We start from the raw sequence: 15380 nt of genomic DNA, 5'->3' as shown, positions 1-15380 counted from the left end.
AGGATCAGGCGTCAGGCGAGCAGACCCGGAATGGTCTCCTCGTGCGCCATGCGCAGCTCACTCAGCGGAATGCTGAACTCGCCCTGGATCTCGATCTCCTCGCCATCCACGACACCGATACGGGCGACGGGCAGACCCCGCGCCCCGCACATGTCGTTGAAGCGGAGCTCCTCGCTGCGCGGAACGGAGACGACCGCGCGCCCCGCAGACTCGGAGAAGAGGAAAGTGAACGCGTCCAGACCGTCCGGCACGACTAGCCGGGCACCCTTCCCGCCGCGGAGGCAGGACTCGGTGACCGCCTGGATCAGACCGCCGTCGGAGAGGTCGTGCGCCGCGTCGATCATGCCGTCGCGGGAGGCCGAGATCAGGATCTCGCCGAGCAGCTTCTCGCGGCCCAGGTCGACCTTGGGCGGCATGCCGCCCAGGTGGTCGTGGATGACCTCGGACCAGGCCGAGCCGCCGAACTCCTCACGCGTGTCGCCCAGCAGGTAGAGGAGCTGCCCCTCTTCCGCGAAGGCGACCGGCGTACGCCGGGTGACATCGTCGATCACACCGAGCACGGCCACGACCGGCGTCGGGTGGATGGCCGTCTCACCGGTCTGGTTGTACAGCGACACATTGCCGCCGGTGACCGGGGTGCCCAGCTCCAGGCAGCCGTCCGCGAGACCACGGGTGGCCTCGGCGAACTGCCACATGACATCCGGGTCCTCGGGCGAACCGAAGTTCAGGCAGTCCGAGATCGCGAGCGGCTTGGCGCCGGAGGCGGCGACATTGCGGTACGACTCCGCCAGCGCGAGTTGCGCACCGGTGTACGGGTCGAGCTTGGCGTACCGGCCGTTGCCGTCGGTCGCCATGGCCACGCCCAGGTTCGACTTCTCGTCGATCCGGACCATGCCGGCGTCCTCGGGCATCGCGAGCACGGTGTTGCCCTGCACGAACCGGTCGTACTGGTCCGTGATCCAGGACTTCGACGCCTGGTTCGGCGAGGCGACCAGCTTGAGGACCTGCTCGCGCAGCTCGGCACCGTCCGCCGGCCGGGCCAGCTTGCCCGCGTCGTCGGCCTGCAGCGCGTCCTGCCAGGACGGGCGGGCGAACGGGCGGTGGTACGTCGGACCCTCGTGGGCGACGGACCGTGGCGGCACGTCCACGATCTGCTCGCCGTGCCAGAAGATCTCCAGCTGCGAGCCCTCGGTCACCTCACCGATGACGGTGGCGATGACGTCCCACTTCTCGCAGATCTCCAGGAAGCGCTCGACGTGCTGCGGCTCGACGATCGCGCACATGCGCTCCTGCGACTCGCTCATGAGGATTTCCTCGGGCGAGAGAGAGGAGTCACGCAGCGGGACCGTGTCCAGCTCGACGCGCATCCCGCCGGATCCGGCCGAGGCCAGCTCGGAGGTGGCGCAGGAGAGACCGGCGCCGCCGAGGTCCTGAATGCCCGCGACAAGCTTCTCCTTGAAGACCTCCAGGGTGCACTCGATGAGGAGCTTCTCCTGGAACGGGTCGCCGACCTGGACGGCGGGGCGCTTGGCGGGCTTCGTGTCGTCGAAGGTCTCCGAGGCCAGCACCGAGACACCGCCGATGCCGTCGCCACCGGTGCGGGCGCCGTACAGGATCACCTTGTTGCCGGGGCCGGAGGCCTTGGCCAGGTGGATGTCCTCGTGCTTCATCACGCCGATGCAGCCGGCATTGACCAGCGGGTTGCCCTGGTAGCAGGCGTCGAAGACAACCTCGCCGCCGATGTTCGGCAGACCCAGGCAGTTGCCGTAGCCACCGATACCGGCGACGACGCCCGGCAGGACGCGCTTGGTGTCGGGGTGGTCGGCCGCGCCGAAGCGCAGCGGGTCGACGACCGCGACCGGGCGGGCACCCATGGCGAGGATGTCGCGGACGATGCCTCCGACACCGGTCGCCGCGCCCTGGTAGGGCTCGATGTACGAGGGGTGGTTGTGCGACTCGACCTTGAAGGTGACCGCGTAACCCTGACCGACGTCGACCACACCGGCGTTCTCGCCGATGCCGACGAGCATCGCGTCGTTGACGGGGACCTTCTCGCCGAACTGCTTGAGGTGGACCTTGCTGCTCTTGTACGAGCAGTGCTCGGACCACATCACGGAGTACATGGCGAGCTCGGCCCCGGTGGGACGGCGGCCCAGGATCTCGCGGATCCGGGCGTACTCGTCCTCCTTGAGGCCGAGCTCCTTCCAGGGCTGCGCGACGTCCGGGGTCTCGGCCGCGTGCTTGACCGTATCCAGGCTCATGCGTTGACCAGCTTCTTGATGATCGAGGTGAAGAAACCGAGGCCGTCGGTACGACCGGTTCCGATCAGCGGCTCGACGGCGTGCTCCGGGTGCGGCATCAGACCGACGACATTGCCCGCGGCGTTGGTGATGCCGGCGATGTCGCGCAGCGAGCCGTTGGGGTTCATGTCCAGGTAGCGGAAGGCGACCCGCCCCTCCGCCTCCAGTTCGTCGAGCACGCGCTCGTCGGCGACGTAACGCCCGTCCATGTTCTTGAGCGGTACGGAGATCTCCTGGCCCGCGGAGTAGTCCGAGGTCCAGGCCGTCTCCGTGTTCTCGACGCGCAGCTTCTGGTCGCGGCAGATGAAGTGCAGGTGGTTGTTCTGCAGCATCGCGCCGGGCAGCAGATGCGCCTCGGTCAGAATCTGGAAGCCGTTGCAGATACCCAGGACCGGCATCCCTGCCCTGGCCTGCGCGATGACGGTCTCCATGACCGGCGAGAAGCGGGAGATGGCTCCGGCCCGCAGGTAGTCGCCGTAGGAGAAGCCGCCCGCCAGGATGACCGCGTCGACCTGGTGCAGGTCCTTGTCACGGTGCCACAGCGATACGGGTTCGGCGCCCGCGACCCGTACGGCCCTCAGGCTGTCCTTGTCGTCGAGCGTGCCGGGAAAGGTGACGACTCCGATGCGAGCAGTCACTTCGACTCCTCGGCCTTCTCCACCCGCACGGTGAAGTCCTCGATGACGGTGTTGGCGAGGAAAGTCTCGGCCATCTCGTTAATACGGCTGAGGGCGGCGGCGTCGACCGGCCCCTCGACCTCGAGCTCGAAACGCTTTCCCTGACGTACGTCCGCGATTCCCTCGAAGCCGAGACGGGGCAGTGCGCGCTGCACCGCCTGTCCCTGCGGGTCGAGGATCTCGGGCTTGAGCATGACGTCGACTACGACGCGTGCCACTGGCACTCCCGGTGGTGGTGTGGTGCGGCTGTTTCTCTGGGGGGCTCCCCAGACCCCCGCAGGTCCCCTCAGCCTACCTGGCCAGAATTTCTACGCGGGTAGATATCGAGCGCCCTCGGTCACGCCCAGATATCGACGGCAACAACACACGGGAAAAGTCCTGCACAAAAAATCCTCACCGACGGCACACATAGAAGACTGACACGCGGAGGTAATTGGGCGGGCTTCACAATGCGGCACCCACCGCTGTACAAATGATTACCGGGGAATGCAGCATTGCCCGGTAAACAGTCGACACCGGTCGAATCGCATCCGCCTACCAGCCGGAAGGCCGGCATCAGCACATGTACCAGACGTGCCGATGCCGCAAGAAAGGACCGATATCCGTGGCTCAGCGCGTAGTGGTCACGCTCTTCGACGACATCGACGGGGGAGCAGCGGCGGAAACGGTTACCTTCGCCCTGGACGGGAAGTCGTACGAGATCGACCTCAATCAGTCCAATGCAAAGAAACTGCGCAAGGTCCTGGCGCCGTACATGGCAGCCGGCCGAAAGAAGACAAGTGCCGGTAAGCGCGGCAAGGCCGCTGCGTCGCACCGGCGCACCTCACTCGCACCGGACCCGGCGGCCGTGCGCGCCTGGGCGCGCTCCCACCAGATGGAGGTGCCGGCCCGCGGCCGGATCCCCAAGAAGGTCTACGAGGCGTTCCGCGAAGCCAGTTGAGCACCCGGCCCGCGGACAGGTCGCCCGGACCGTTCGCCGAGGGGTGCGCCGGGGCTGGTCGGCGAACGCTCGCCAACGCTCCGGCGCACCCCTCGGCGACACCCCACGCCCACCGACTTGCGCTACACCCCTGCAGGTCGGCTAAAGTCTGGAGCACGCCGAGGGGCAAGGCCGCAAAGCCGAACCTCACGCAGCGTGCGGGTGTAGTTCAGTAGTAGAACATCCCCCTTCCAGGGGGAAGGCGCAGTGTGCAATTCCTGTCACCCGCTCTGCATCGCTCTTACCGACCACTCCGGTGAATCGGGTAGAGTAGTGCTCGCACCGCCCAGCGGATCTCCTCAAGGGAGTACAATGAGCGGCAGCAATGCGGACGTGGCTCAGTTGGTAGAGCATCACCTTGCCAAGGTGAGGGTCGCGAGTTCGAATCTCGTCGTCCGCTCTTGATTGGTCAAAGGCCCTGGTCGATATCGATCAGGGCCTTTGACGTATTCCCCATCGTTCCCCTTGCCCCATGACGTTTGTCATGAGCAGTGGTGACAGCTCGCACTGCTCGCGGCAGGGATCCGGCGGAAATATGTAGGCATGACCAGCGACGACATTCCCAGCGACCGAGCGGGCGCCGCCGTGGCGGACATCACAGCCGATTCCACGACCGGATCAGGGGCCGGCTCCGGAACCGATCCCTCGATCGATTCCGTGATCGAGGCGAGCGGTGTGCGGCGGTGCTACGTCGGCGGCTTCGAGGCCGTGACCGGTGTCTCCTTCTCCGTGGCGCGCGGTGAACTCTTCGCCCTGCTCGGTACGAACGGTGCCGGAAAGACCTCCACGGTCGAACTGCTGGAGGGCCTGGCCCGGCCCGACGGCGGCACGGTGCGGGTGCTCGGCCACGACCCGTATCGCGAACGAGCCGCCGTCCGGCCCCGGATCGGGGTGATGCTCCAGGAGGGCGGCTTCCCGTCCGAGCTGACGGTCACCGAGACCGTACGGATGTGGGCGGGCTGTACCACCGGCGCCCGGCCGACCGGGGAGGCGCTGGACCTGGTGGGGCTCTCCCACCGGGCACGTGTACGGGTCAAGCAGCTCTCCGGCGGCGAACGACGGCGCCTCGACCTCGCACTGGCGCTGCTCGGCCGTCCCGAGGTGCTGTTCCTGGACGAGCCGACCACCGGACTCGACGCCGAGGGGCGGCGCGATACCTGGGAGTTGGTGCGGGAGCTGCGCGACGGAGGGATCACCGTACTGCTCACCACGCACTACTTGGAGGAGGCCGAAGCGCTCGCCGACCGGCTGGCGATCATGCACCGGGGACAGATCGTCACGGCGGGCAGCACGGCCGAGGTGACGGCGGCCCGCCCCGCCCGCATCCGGTTCGAGCTGCCCGAAGGAGTCCCGGCGGCGCGATTGCCGCTGACGCTGCGGGCAGCGGCCGACGGACGAAAGGTCGAGATCCGCACCCACCGGCTGCAGGAATCGCTGGGCGAACTGCTGTCCTGGGCACGGGAGTCGGACGTGGCACTGCTCGGGCTCGACGCCCGGTCGGCCTCTCTCGAAGAGGCATTTCTCGATATCGCGCAGAGCGCGTCGGAGCCGGATACGCGGAAGGTGGATGATGCCGCATGACCGGCACAACGATGTCCGGACGGCTGAACGCACTCGGGCGGGCCGAGCTGACCCTCCTCGCCCGGAACCGAACGGCGATTTTCGTCGCGCTGCTGGTGCCGATGGCGATGGTCGCGGCGATGAAGTCGACGCTGGACCAGATCGATCTGGCCGGGACCGGGCTGACCGTCGCCGGAGCGGCACTCACCGGCGGCATCGGCATGGTGCTGATGCAGGTCGTGTACATGAACCTGGTTGCCGCGTATGTGGCGCGGCGCGAGGACCTCGTCCTGAAGCGGCTGCGTACCGGTGAGATCACCGACCGGGAGATCCTCGCCGGGACCGCGCTGCCGTCGGTTGCGCTGGCGCTGGCGCAGACGGTGCTGATGGTCCTGGCCGGTGCGGTCCTCTTCGGCCTCGGTGCGCCGAAGCGACCCGAACTGCTCGTCGCGGGACTGCTGTTGGGCGTGGTGCTACTGACAGCGCTGGCCGCCGCCACCTCCGCGGTGACCCGGACCGTACAGACGGCGCAGATCACCACGCTGCCACTGTTCCTCGTCTCGATGGTCGGCTCCGGACTCTTCGTACCGCTTGAGGTCCTGCCGGACCGGGTGGCTTCCGTGTGCGAAATGCTGCCGTTGACGGGGGTGATGACGCTCGTGCGGGCGGGCTGGCTCGGCGGGGCCGATGGGCAAGACCTGCTCGGGGCGGGGCTGGCCGCAGTGGCCTGGACGGTGCTCGCCGTTTTTGCTGTGCGGCGGTGGTTCCGCTGGGAACCTCGACGATGAGGAGGATTGCGCCGTGAGGGTGCGGTGGCGAACGGGGGGCTGGCGCGGCCTGAGCGGGTTCGACAAGGTCGACCTGTCCACGCGCGGCACGCTGTACGGGCTGGTGTGGCTCGCGGTGGTCGTCCAGGTCCTGATAGCGCTGCCCCAGTCCGTGCGCGGTGCCGCGCCGGCCGCGCTGATCGCCGGGGTGATCGTCCTCGCGGTTGCCCAGGGGGTCTGCGGGACCATGCTGACCGCCGGAGGGCTGGGGAGGTATCTGGGCCGGTGCACCGTGGACCGGCGGCTGGTCGTCGCCGGAGCCGTATCACTGGTGGCGAACGTGGCGGCGATGCTGGCCCTCGCCCGATGCGCAGGAATCCGCGAATTCCCCGAGCTGGGATATGCGCTCAGCGCCTGTGTGGTGCCGTTCTCCTGCGCGTTCGTGCTCATCGTGCCGGGGTGGGTGTCGGTGCTGCAGCAGGCCGCCGTCTCGGCCGGGGTGTGCGCCGCGGTGGGGCTGCTCGGCGGCGGCGGTCCGCAGATGACCGGCGCGGCCTTCTCGACGGCGTTCGCCAGCGGGCTGATGTCCGTCACCACACGGATGTCCGCCTGGACGCTGGGGGTGATGTGGAAGCTCCGCGAGGCGCGGGAGATGGAGACACGGCTGGCGGTCGCCGAGGAGCGGCTGCGGTTCGGCCGGGACATGCACGATGTCCTCGGCCGGAATCTGGCTGTGATCGCGCTGAAGAGCGAGCTGGCGGTGGAGCTGGCCCAACGCGGCAAACCGGCGGCCGTGGACCAGATGACCGAAATCATGCGCATCGCCCGCGCCTCTCAGCAGGAGATGCGCGATGTCGTACGGGGATACCGGGAGGCCGATCTGAGCACCGAACTCGTGGGCGCGCGGAGCGTGCTGCGGGCGGCCGGGATCGAGTGCGCGGTGGAGAGCCATGACGGCCACCCGCTGCCCGCGCCCGTGCAGTCGGCGCTCGGCTGGGTGGTGCGGGAGGCGGCGACCAATGTGCTGCGGCACGGCGATCCGCGGCACTGCACGATCCGGCTCCGCGTTTCGGGGGACGTGGTGGTGCTGGATGTGGAGAACGACGGGACGCCGCAGTCCGCCGCCGGGCCGGGCGGCTCCGGGCTGGCCGGGCTGCGGGAACGGCTTCACTCACTCGACGGTTCGCTGGACGCGGGTCCTGCGGGGAAGGGGCTGTTCCGGCTGACGGCCACGGTCCCGCTGTCGCGCACGGTCGCGGCGGCAACAGCGACTGCGGATAGGGATAGGGATAAGGTCCCAGCTCCTGCTCCGGCCCGCGCTACAGCCACAGCCATGCCCCCTGCCCCTCGGGAGGAACCACGATGACGGCTGTACGAGTGCTGCTCGCCGACGACGAGCATCTGATCCGGGGCGCGCTGGCCGCGCTGCTCGCCCTGGAGGACGACCTCGTAGTGGTCGCGGAGGCGGCAACCGGTCCGGAGGCCCTGGCCATGGCGCGAGCCCATCGCCCCGATGTGGCGGTCCTCGATCTGCAGATGCCGGGCGCCGACGGCGTGAGTGTTGCCACATCGCTGCGGGCCGAACTGCCTGGCTGCCGGACGATGATCGTGACGAGTCACGGTCGGCCGGGACATCTGAAACGGGCACTCGCGGCGGGCGTGCGGGCCTTCGTACCGAAGACCGTCAGCGCCCGGCAGCTGGCCGGGATCATCCGTACCGTGCAAGCCGGAAACCGTTATGTGGACCCGGAGTTGGCGGCCGACGCGATCTCCGCCGGTGACTCGCCGCTGACCGCACGCGAGGCCGAGGTGCTGGAGCTGGCGGCCGACGGAGCCCCCGTCGCGGAGATCGCGGAGCGGGCGTCGCTGTCGCAGGGAACCGTGCGGAACTACCTCTCGGCGGCCGCGGCGAAGCTCGGGGCGGAAAACCGTCACGCGGCGGTGCGTCTCGCACGCGAGCGTGGATGGGTATAGTGGTCCTCGCGCTTCGGCGCTTGCGGACGTAGCTCAGTTGGTAGAGCGCAACCTTGCCAAGGTTGAGGTCGCCAGTTCGAACCTGGTCGTCCGCTCTGTTCAGCAAGAAGCCCCCGGCCTTTCGACCGGGGGCTTCTTCGTGTTCCGCAAGCTGGTTACGACCTCACCCACTGCCTATCGTGGGGGAGGTTGTTACCGCCAGGGTGTGCCGGTGAGGAGTTCGTACGCCTCCAGGTACTTCGCCCGGGTCGCGTCCACGATCTCCTGGGGCAACGCCGGGGGCGGCTGCTCGCTCTTGCGGTCCCAGCCGGAGGCCGGCGAGGTCAGCCAGTCACGGACGAACTGCTTGTCGTAGCTGGGCTGGGGCCTGCCCGGCTCCCAGTCGGCGGCGGGCCAGAAGCGGGAGGAGTCCGGCGTCAGCACCTCGTCCGCGATGATCAGTTCCTCGCCGCCGTCGGCGGTGGGGGCGAAACCGAACTCGAACTTCGTGTCGGCGAGGATGATCCCGCGCTCACGCGCGATGTCGCGGGCCCTGCCGTACACATCCAGCGTGGCGCGGCGCAGCTGGGCAGCGGTCTCCGCGCCGACCTGCCGTGCCACCTCCTCGTAGCTCACGTTCTCGTCGTGGTCGCCGACGGCCGCCTTGGTGGCGGGCGTGAAGATCGGCGCGGGGAGTTCGGAGCCGTCGACGAGGCCCTCGGGAAGGGCGAGGCCGCAGACCGTACGGGACTCGTTGTACTCGACGAGCCCGGAGCCGGTGAGGTAGCCGCGGGCAACGCACTCGACCGGGACCATCCGCAGCGACCTGCAGACCAGCGTGCGGCCCTCCCAGTCGGCGGGGGCTCCGGCGGGCAGCTCCGTGGACAGCACGTGGTTGGGAACGAGATCGGCGAGCTGGTCGAACCACCACAGGGAGAGCCTGGTGAGGACGCGGCCCTTGTCCGGGATCTCGGTGGGCAGGACCCAGTCGTACGCGGACATGCGGTCGCTGGCGACCATGACGAGCTCGCCGGCCTCGTTCCGGTACAGGTCGCGCACCTTGCCGGTGTGGAGGTGGGTGAGCCCCGGGACCTGCACTGGCTCGGGCTTTTCTACAAATCCGGACACGCTGCCTCCGCGTAGGTTGATCCAGGAGTCGTTCCGATTCTCCCGTATCGGGTGCAGTGGGGCGGAGCGGGGGCGTCCGTGGCGTCGAGTGCCGTGACCTCGGAGGCGTTTCAGGCGCGTTTGCAGATGCGGTCGAGGAGATTGGCGGTGGCCTGCTGAATGCGGGGGTCCACATGGCCGGGGCGGTCCAGCGCCGGGGACCAGGCGAAGGTGCCGGATGCGAAAACGAGTGCGCCGGACGGGGCCCGGTACAGGGAGGTCTCCTGGTGGCGCTCGGTTCCTTCGCTGTCCTGGTACGGGGAGTGGGCGAGCAGGATGCGGCTCTCGTGCTCGGGGAGTGCGGTGCGCGGGAAGTAGCGGTCGGCCTCGCCTGCGACCAGGCCGTCGATCTCGTCACCCTCGCCGGCGCCCGTCGCGTCCCACAGCCAGTGCTCGGCGTTCCGTACGACCAAGGGGTGCGGATCGGGGACCCGGCCCGCGTACTGGATGCCGAGAAGCTGCTGCTCGGGGCGGTCGCTCTCGCGCCAGAGCGCGGACTTTCCCGGGCCGCGGCGCTTGCGGCAGATGAGCAGGCGGTCCGGGACGCCGGACGGTGACGGGGAGAGGCTGACTTGCCAGTACATGGTGTTGGCGGAGAGAAAGACGAGCGAGGTGCCACCGTCGCGGGCGAGTTCGGCGGTACGGCGCATGGGCGCCGACCAGTACTCGTCGTGGCCGGGGAAGACCAGGCCCCGGTAGCGGCCCGGGTCGATCCGGCCCGCGTGCAGATCGCGGGTGTCGGCGTACGCGATGTCGTAGCCGTAGCGCTCGGCCCAGCGGATGAAGTCGTAGGCATGACCGACGTGGAGCGGCAGACCGGCGCCCGCGTACGGGCGGTCGAAGGAGACGGTGACTGCGGCGTCCTCCTCGCCCAGGAGCCGGCCCTGCTCGTCCCAGGCGTGGTAGAGGCTGGCGCCGGTGCGGCCGTCCTCCGGGTAGAGGTTGTACGCCTGCCAGGTGATGTCCGGCAGGACAAGCAGCAGATCGGCCGGGTGGTCGTCGCGGACCGTGAACGGGATGTGGGAGCGGTGTCCGTCGACCGTGGTGAGCACGGCGACGTACGCGCCGATCGACCAGTAGGTGGGGATCTGCAGCCGCCAGGACTGCCACCAGTGGTGGCAGGAGACCGTGCGGTCGGCGGTGAGCGGGGCGGGCTGCACGATGCCGGAGAGCCGGGGACTCGTGGTGATCTTGGCGGCGCCGTCGCCCCCGTAGTGACCGATGCGGTAGATGTCCACGGAGAACTGCTGGGGCGGGTCCACGGTGATGTGGAAGTCGATCGCCTCTCCGGGGGCCGCGGCGCCAGTGGAGATGAAGCCCTTGATCTGGCGGTGCACGTCGTCGGCCGTACGGGTGCCGCCGTCGGTGGAGCTGTGGGCCAGGGTCGGGTCCGCGTACCAGGGGACGACATGTCCGGTGTCGTCGAAGTAGTTCTCACTGCCGCGCAGCCAGGGCAGCGGGCCCTGGCCGAAGGGGTCGGAGACGGCGTGCGCGAGGGCACCCGACTCCCATCGGCGAATCTGCTCCGCCCCCATACCGCTTCCCTCCCCTAGTCCCCCGAGACAACAGCGAGACAAAGTTGGTCGTCACGAAGTTGACCGCCGCCGCTGATCAACGGAGATCGTCACCGGTCGTACTCATGACTGCGCCAACAGTGACGCCCCGGCTGTCAGTGCCGATCCCCAGCACATCACATAACGCATGCACTCCATCACCGTTCGTCGCGAATTGACGTGAACGGAACGTTTTCTTCCGGGTATTGGGGGTGCAGCGACCCCAGCGGTGTTGTCTGTGAGCAGGATGGGGACGCTGTGGTTCAGCTCTGTCGTCGAGGTTGTCGAGGTTGTCGAAGTTGCCGAGGCCCCGTGGTTCAGACGAGACGGACGGGTTTGTCGGTGCGTACGCCGACCGAGGCGAGCCAGGAACGCAGCGGCGCCGCGTCCCCGTCCTCCACCAGGCTGAGGACGGGACTGCCCAGATCCGCCCGGCGCTCACCGTCGACCAGCAGCGCCGGACCGTCGAGCCAGTCGAGTCCGGGCGCCGCACCCGCCGTGTCGACGGCGGCGCAGCAGACCATCGCCGCGACATGGTCGGCGAGCAGTTCCGTACCCGTACGGGGTGGCTGGAGCGGAAAGATCGGGAGGGGGACAGGGCCCCAGAAATCCAGCACGTCCCCGCCCGTGTGAGCGGCGCTCCGGGCGCCCGTCGGGCTCGATGCGCCGCCGGCCGGGGGCTGCCCGGCCGCCGCCTCCTCACGGGCCACCGCCGCGCTGATCCCGGCCGCGAGCGCCTCGCCGCTCCCGCACCGGCCTGCCAGATGCTCGACGACACGGGCCAGCGTGGGCACAGAGGCGTCGATGGGAAACGCGGGACCGTCGGAATCGTCCGAGAAGCCGCCGCCGGACGACGCCTGCACCGTACCCATCGAGTCGAGGACACGGTGCAGGCGTGCGGCCTCGGTGCGCCATTTCCGGTCGACCACCTCTTCCGGATACTGCTGCCAGTCGACCGGCGACCAGTCGGGACCGGTCTGCGCCGGGCCGCCGTGGAAGAGCCGGGCCGCCAGCAGCGATGCCGCCTCGTCGGCCGCCCCCGGCTCCTCCAGGAGGTCACAGGCTGGGCGCTCGCCGAGCCGCGAGGTGAATCCGCCGGCAAGCCGGTCGCGACGGGAGAGTTCGGTGAGGGCGGACACGACACCCGCGTCCAGCCGGGACGGCCAGCGACCCATCTGCCAGGCGGGCAGCGCGACGCGGGTGAGCAACCGGTCCCAGCCCGCGTAGGCGAGGCCGACCTGCTCCTGGGCGACGATCCGCAGCCCGTAATCCACACCCTGTGCACGAACCGACGCGGCGGCGGCGACGCCCCGCTCCATCTCCGCGGCATGGGTGCGACAGCTGCGCAGCAGCAACAAGGCGACCCTGCCGACGAAAGCACGCGGCACTCTTCGCACCCCGGACAGCGGCCCGGAAACGGGCACGGCCGCGTCGGCGACCGCTCCGTCCAGCCCTCGTACGAAACGACGCGCCGCGGCTATGTCGGGATGCGCGGAGGGGCCCGTGCCCGCTACGACCGGAGCGAGCACCGCCCGTAGCTCCGCGACCCGCATCCACCACAGGAACGGCGAACCGATGACCAGCACGGGCGCCGCCCGGACCCGACGACGGACCCGGCTCGCGGAACGCGTTCCCTGATCCGCTCCGGGCTGCGCCGAGGGGTGTGTGCGGTCCTCCAGCCAGCTGTCGCAGTCGGGCGTGAGTGCTATCGCCGAGGGCGCGGGAACCCCGAGCCGGTCGGCCAGCTCCCTGACCAGGCGGTAGAGATCGGGGGCGGCGTCCTCCGGGAGCGGGATGGTCGGACTGACCGCCGGCCTCGCCCGTACGATCGCGACCGCGACCGCCGCGGCGAGCAGCAGCACAACGGCCGCGCAGGCTGTCACGGCCCAGCGCGCCGTGTCCCAGCCGCTGCCGACGGCATGGCCCTGTGCGCCCGCGACGAGCAAAACGACGGCCACCGCCGCCGGCAGGATGGCTGCGGCGGTCGCTCTGCTGCGGATGCGCAGCAGAGCGAGAGCGCGGGCGCGCGCACTCTGCGCACCCAGCTCCTCACTTGTACCGGTACCGGACACTGCCGGACGTCACCCCCTCTGCCCCGCGGCGGTGTTGTTCACTCCCCCACTGTGGCACCCGTCACTGACATCGCAATGCCAGTGAGCCAAGTGCCGGAATGCTTGCGCCGCACCCTAGTTGGGGCCTCGGCGGGCGTCATCCGGATAGCTCATCCGTCACTCGATGGAATGGCTTTGGGTAAAGGTGCTGACGCGCCGCTGTTCTTGGGGCAGCGACGCGCCAGTGGGTGTCGACGGGGGTTCGGAGGCGGGCTTGAGTCGCGGCCGGGGCAGGCAGATCGAGCGACGTACCCGGCTCCCGCGCGCCGGCCGGGGCGGACCCGTCCAGTCCGGAGCGGATTCGTCCGGTCCAGTCCGGTCCGGTGTCCAGTCCTATCCGGTCTCGTCCAGGCCGGTCCCGCCTCAGGCCTCCGCGGCCTTCTGGGCAATGTCCGTACGGAACTGCGATCCATCGAGCCGGATCCGGGCCGCCGCCGTATAGGCACGCTCACGGGCGTCCGCGAGATCCTTGCCGGTCGCGGTCACGGACAGCACCCGGCCGCCCGCGCTGACGATCCTGTCGCCGTCCCGCCTGGTCCCGGCATGCAGGACGTACGCATGCGGGGCATCCTTCGCCGCCACATCGTCGAGCCCTTCGATCGGGTCACCCGTGCGCGGCGTACCCGGGTAGTTGTGCGAGGCGATGACCACGGTGACGGCGGCCTCGTCGCGCCACTTGAGCGGGGGCAGCTCGTCCAGGGTGCCGTTGGCGGAGCCCAGCAGGACACCGGCCAGCGGATTCTTCAGACGGGCCAGGACCACCTGGGTCTCGGGGTCGCCGAAACGGGCGTTGAACTCGATCACCCTCACGCCGCGCGACGTGATCGCGAGGCCCGCGTACAGCAGCCCGGAGAACGGGGTGCCGCGGCGGCGGAGCTCGTCGACGGTCGGCTGGAGCACCGACTGCATGACCTCGTCGACCAGCTTGGGGTCGGCCCACGGGAGCGGGGAGTACGCGCCCATGCCGCCGGTGTTCGGGCCCTCGTCGTTGTCCAGGGCGCGCTTGAAGTCCTGCGCGGGCTGGAGCGGCAGCACGGTGGTGCCGTCCGTGATGGCGAAGAGGCTGACCTCGGGGCCGTCGAGGAACTCCTCGATCACCACACGGTCGCAGGCCAGGGCGTGAGCGCGGGCCGCCTCGATGTCGTCGGTGACGACGACGCCCTTACCGGCCGCGAGACCGTCGTCCTTGACGACGTACGGGGCGCCGAAGGCATCGAGGGCGGCGTCGATCTCAGCGGGAGTGGTGCAGACGTAGCTGCGGGCGGTCGGGACGCCGGCCCCGGCCATCACGTCCTTGGCGAACGCCTTGGAGCCCTCCAGCTGGGCCGCCTCACCGGAGGGGCCGAAGCAGGGGATACCCGCGGCGCGCACGGCGTCCGCGACGCCGGCGACGAGCGGCGCCTCCGGACCGACGACCACCAGCTCGGCGCCCAGTTCGGTGGCGAGGCGCGCGACGGCACCGCCGTCGAGTGCGTCGACCGGGTGCAGTTCGGCCACCTCCGCGATGCCGGCGTTGCCGGGAGCGCAGTACAGAGCGGTGACGTCGGGGTCGAGGGAGAGAGAGCGGCACAGGGCGTGTTCGCGGGCGCCGCCGCCGATGACGAGGACCTTCACGGGATGCAGCCTAACCGCCGGGGCGCGGCGGCCTTGACGGACGCCGCCCCGTGGACGCCCCAGGCGCCCGTGGCGGGCAACCGGGCACCATGTCACTCGCTGCTACCGGGGCTATTCGCAGTGCACCGGGCTTCAGCCCGGTGGTGAAGCAAATCTTTGGCCTGCTCTGACCTCAGCTGTGTCCACGGATCCGCACTGTTCACGCTGACCAGAGTCAGAGCGGCCGGTTCTGCTGCTCGATGTACTGCTTGACGATGCTGAGCGGTGCGCCGCCGACGGACCCGGCGAAGTACGAGCCGGACCACAGGCGCTGTGCGCGCCAGTAGTGACGGACGAGGTCGGGGAACTCCTGGCGGAGCCTGCGCGAGGACACGCCCTTGAGGAAGTTCACCAGTTTCGAGACGGCGACCTTCGGCGGGAAGTTCACGAGCAGGTGGACGTGGTTGGCCTCGCCGTTGAACTCCACCAGCTCGGCCTCGAAGTCCTCGCACACGCTCCGCATGAAAGTGACGGCCTGTACGAATGTTCCCATCGATACCCATAAACCAACTGCGTACCATGCGGGGAGTGCAGCTTCGGTACAGCTTCCGCCTGTACCCGAGCACCGGTCAGCGCACGGCGTTGGCGCAGGCGTTCGGGTGCGCGCGGGTGGTCTACAACGACGCCCTCAGGGCCCGGGAGATTGCCCGCGAGCAGGGG

The 15380-nt window shown here is 69.5% G+C and carries 13 protein-coding genes, 3 tRNA genes and 1 pseudogene; 9 read left to right on the top strand and 8 right to left on the bottom strand.

What is annotated here, in order from left to right; genetic code table 11:
• Positions 1-11 precede the first annotated feature (11 nt).
• From purL to purS, 3 genes are read right to left on the bottom strand one after another with little or no spacing between them, the layout of a single operon-like run.
• On the bottom strand, positions 12-2261 hold the full coding sequence (gene purL, locus ABT115_RS25340; RefSeq protein WP_351794051.1) for a phosphoribosylformylglycinamidine synthase subunit PurL: 2250 nt from the start codon (positions 2259-2261) through the stop codon (positions 12-14).
• Positions 2258-2938, bottom strand: coding sequence for a phosphoribosylformylglycinamidine synthase subunit PurQ (gene purQ, locus ABT115_RS25335; RefSeq protein WP_351794048.1), 681 nt, complete (start codon positions 2936-2938; stop codon positions 2258-2260). The genes purL and purQ overlap by 4 nt, the downstream gene beginning before the upstream one ends.
• Positions 2935-3195, bottom strand: coding sequence for a phosphoribosylformylglycinamidine synthase subunit PurS (gene purS / locus ABT115_RS25330; RefSeq protein WP_351794045.1), 261 nt, complete (start codon positions 3193-3195; stop codon positions 2935-2937). Before purS ends, purQ begins: the two co-directional genes overlap by 4 nt.
• A gap of 386 nt (positions 3196-3581) precedes the next feature.
• Here purS and ABT115_RS25325 point away from each other — a divergent pair, with 386 nt between their 5' ends.
• From ABT115_RS25325 to ABT115_RS25290, 8 genes are all read left to right on the top strand, one after another.
• Positions 3582-3917, top strand: a complete 336-nt coding sequence (locus tag ABT115_RS25325) for a histone-like nucleoid-structuring protein Lsr2 (RefSeq protein WP_351794042.1) — start codon at positions 3582-3584, stop codon at positions 3915-3917.
• A gap of 197 nt (positions 3918-4114) precedes the next feature.
• A tRNA-Gly gene (locus ABT115_RS25320) sits at positions 4115-4186 on the top strand.
• A gap of 97 nt (positions 4187-4283) precedes the next feature.
• Positions 4284-4356, top strand: a tRNA-Gly gene (locus tag ABT115_RS25315).
• A gap of 143 nt (positions 4357-4499) precedes the next feature.
• Entirely contained in the window at positions 4500-5537 is a 1038-nt protein-coding gene (locus ABT115_RS25310) for an ABC transporter ATP-binding protein (protein ID WP_351794039.1), read from the top strand.
• Positions 5534-6304: an ABC transporter permease gene (locus tag ABT115_RS25305; RefSeq protein WP_351794036.1), complete on the top strand. Its 771-nt coding sequence runs from the start codon at positions 5534-5536 to the stop codon at positions 6302-6304. Before ABT115_RS25310 ends, ABT115_RS25305 begins: the two co-directional genes overlap by 4 nt.
• Positions 6305-6317: 13 nt before the next feature.
• On the top strand, positions 6318-7649 hold the full coding sequence (locus ABT115_RS25300) for a sensor histidine kinase (protein WP_502969161.1): 1332 nt from the start codon (positions 6318-6320) through the stop codon (positions 7647-7649).
• Entirely contained in the window at positions 7646-8257 is a 612-nt protein-coding gene (locus ABT115_RS25295; protein WP_351794030.1) for a response regulator, read from the top strand. The genes ABT115_RS25300 and ABT115_RS25295 overlap by 4 nt, the downstream gene beginning before the upstream one ends.
• Positions 8258-8279: 22 nt before the next feature.
• Positions 8280-8352 (top strand) — tRNA-Gly (locus ABT115_RS25290).
• 97 nt (positions 8353-8449) lie between these two features.
• Here ABT115_RS25290 and ABT115_RS25285 read toward each other — a convergent pair.
• From ABT115_RS25285 to tnpA, 5 genes and pseudogenes are all read right to left on the bottom strand, one after another.
• Complete coding sequence (locus ABT115_RS25285; RefSeq protein ID WP_351794027.1) at positions 8450-9364, bottom strand: phosphoribosylaminoimidazolesuccinocarboxamide synthase; 915 nt, start codon at positions 9362-9364, stop codon at positions 8450-8452.
• Positions 9365-9474: 110 nt separating this feature from the next.
• Positions 9475-10938, bottom strand: coding sequence for a N,N-dimethylformamidase beta subunit family domain-containing protein (locus ABT115_RS25280; protein ID WP_351794025.1), 1464 nt, complete (start codon positions 10936-10938; stop codon positions 9475-9477).
• A 335-nt stretch (positions 10939-11273) separates the two neighbouring features.
• Complete coding sequence (locus ABT115_RS25275) at positions 11274-13028, bottom strand: M48 family metalloprotease (RefSeq protein ID WP_351794023.1); 1755 nt, start codon at positions 13026-13028, stop codon at positions 11274-11276.
• Between the two features lie 402 nt (positions 13029-13430).
• Positions 13431-14681: a phosphoribosylamine--glycine ligase gene (gene purD, locus ABT115_RS25270; RefSeq protein ID WP_351794020.1), complete on the bottom strand. Its 1251-nt coding sequence runs from the start codon at positions 14679-14681 to the stop codon at positions 13431-13433.
• A 214-nt stretch (positions 14682-14895) separates the two neighbouring features.
• Positions 14896-15183, bottom strand: a pseudogene (gene tnpA, locus ABT115_RS25265) (IS200/IS605 family transposase); the annotation flags it as partial.
• A 65-nt stretch (positions 15184-15248) separates the two neighbouring features.
• Here tnpA and ABT115_RS25260 point away from each other — a divergent pair.
• The coding region (locus ABT115_RS25260; protein WP_351794121.1) for a helix-turn-helix domain-containing protein at positions 15249-15380 on the top strand (132 nt) is incomplete at its 3' end.

It is taken from the genome of Streptomyces sp. NPDC001832 (assembly GCF_040297265.1).
Lineage (GTDB): Bacteria > Actinomycetota > Actinomycetes > Streptomycetales > Streptomycetaceae > Streptomyces.
Note: the sequence above shows the minus strand (reverse complement) of the source record. Positions and strands in the feature narration are given on the sequence as shown.

What these genes read in the sequence shown, in the direction of transcription:
- ABT115_RS25310 (WP_351794039.1), top strand. Translation starts at nt 4,500, where the DNA reads ATGACCAGCGACGACATTCCCAGCGACCGAGCGGGCGCCGCCGTGGCG.
- ABT115_RS25305 (WP_351794036.1), top strand. Translation starts at nt 5,534, where the DNA reads ATGACCGGCACAACGATGTCCGGACGGCTGAACGCACTCGGGCGGGCC.
- ABT115_RS25295 (WP_351794030.1), top strand. Translation starts at nt 7,646, where the DNA reads ATGACGGCTGTACGAGTGCTGCTCGCCGACGACGAGCATCTGATCCGG.
- purL (WP_351794051.1), bottom strand. Translation starts at nt 2,261, where the DNA reads ATGAGCCTGGATACGGTCAAGCACGCGGCCGAGACCCCGGACGTCGCG.
- ABT115_RS25280 (WP_351794025.1), bottom strand. Translation starts at nt 10,938, where the DNA reads ATGGGGGCGGAGCAGATTCGCCGATGGGAGTCGGGTGCCCTCGCGCAC.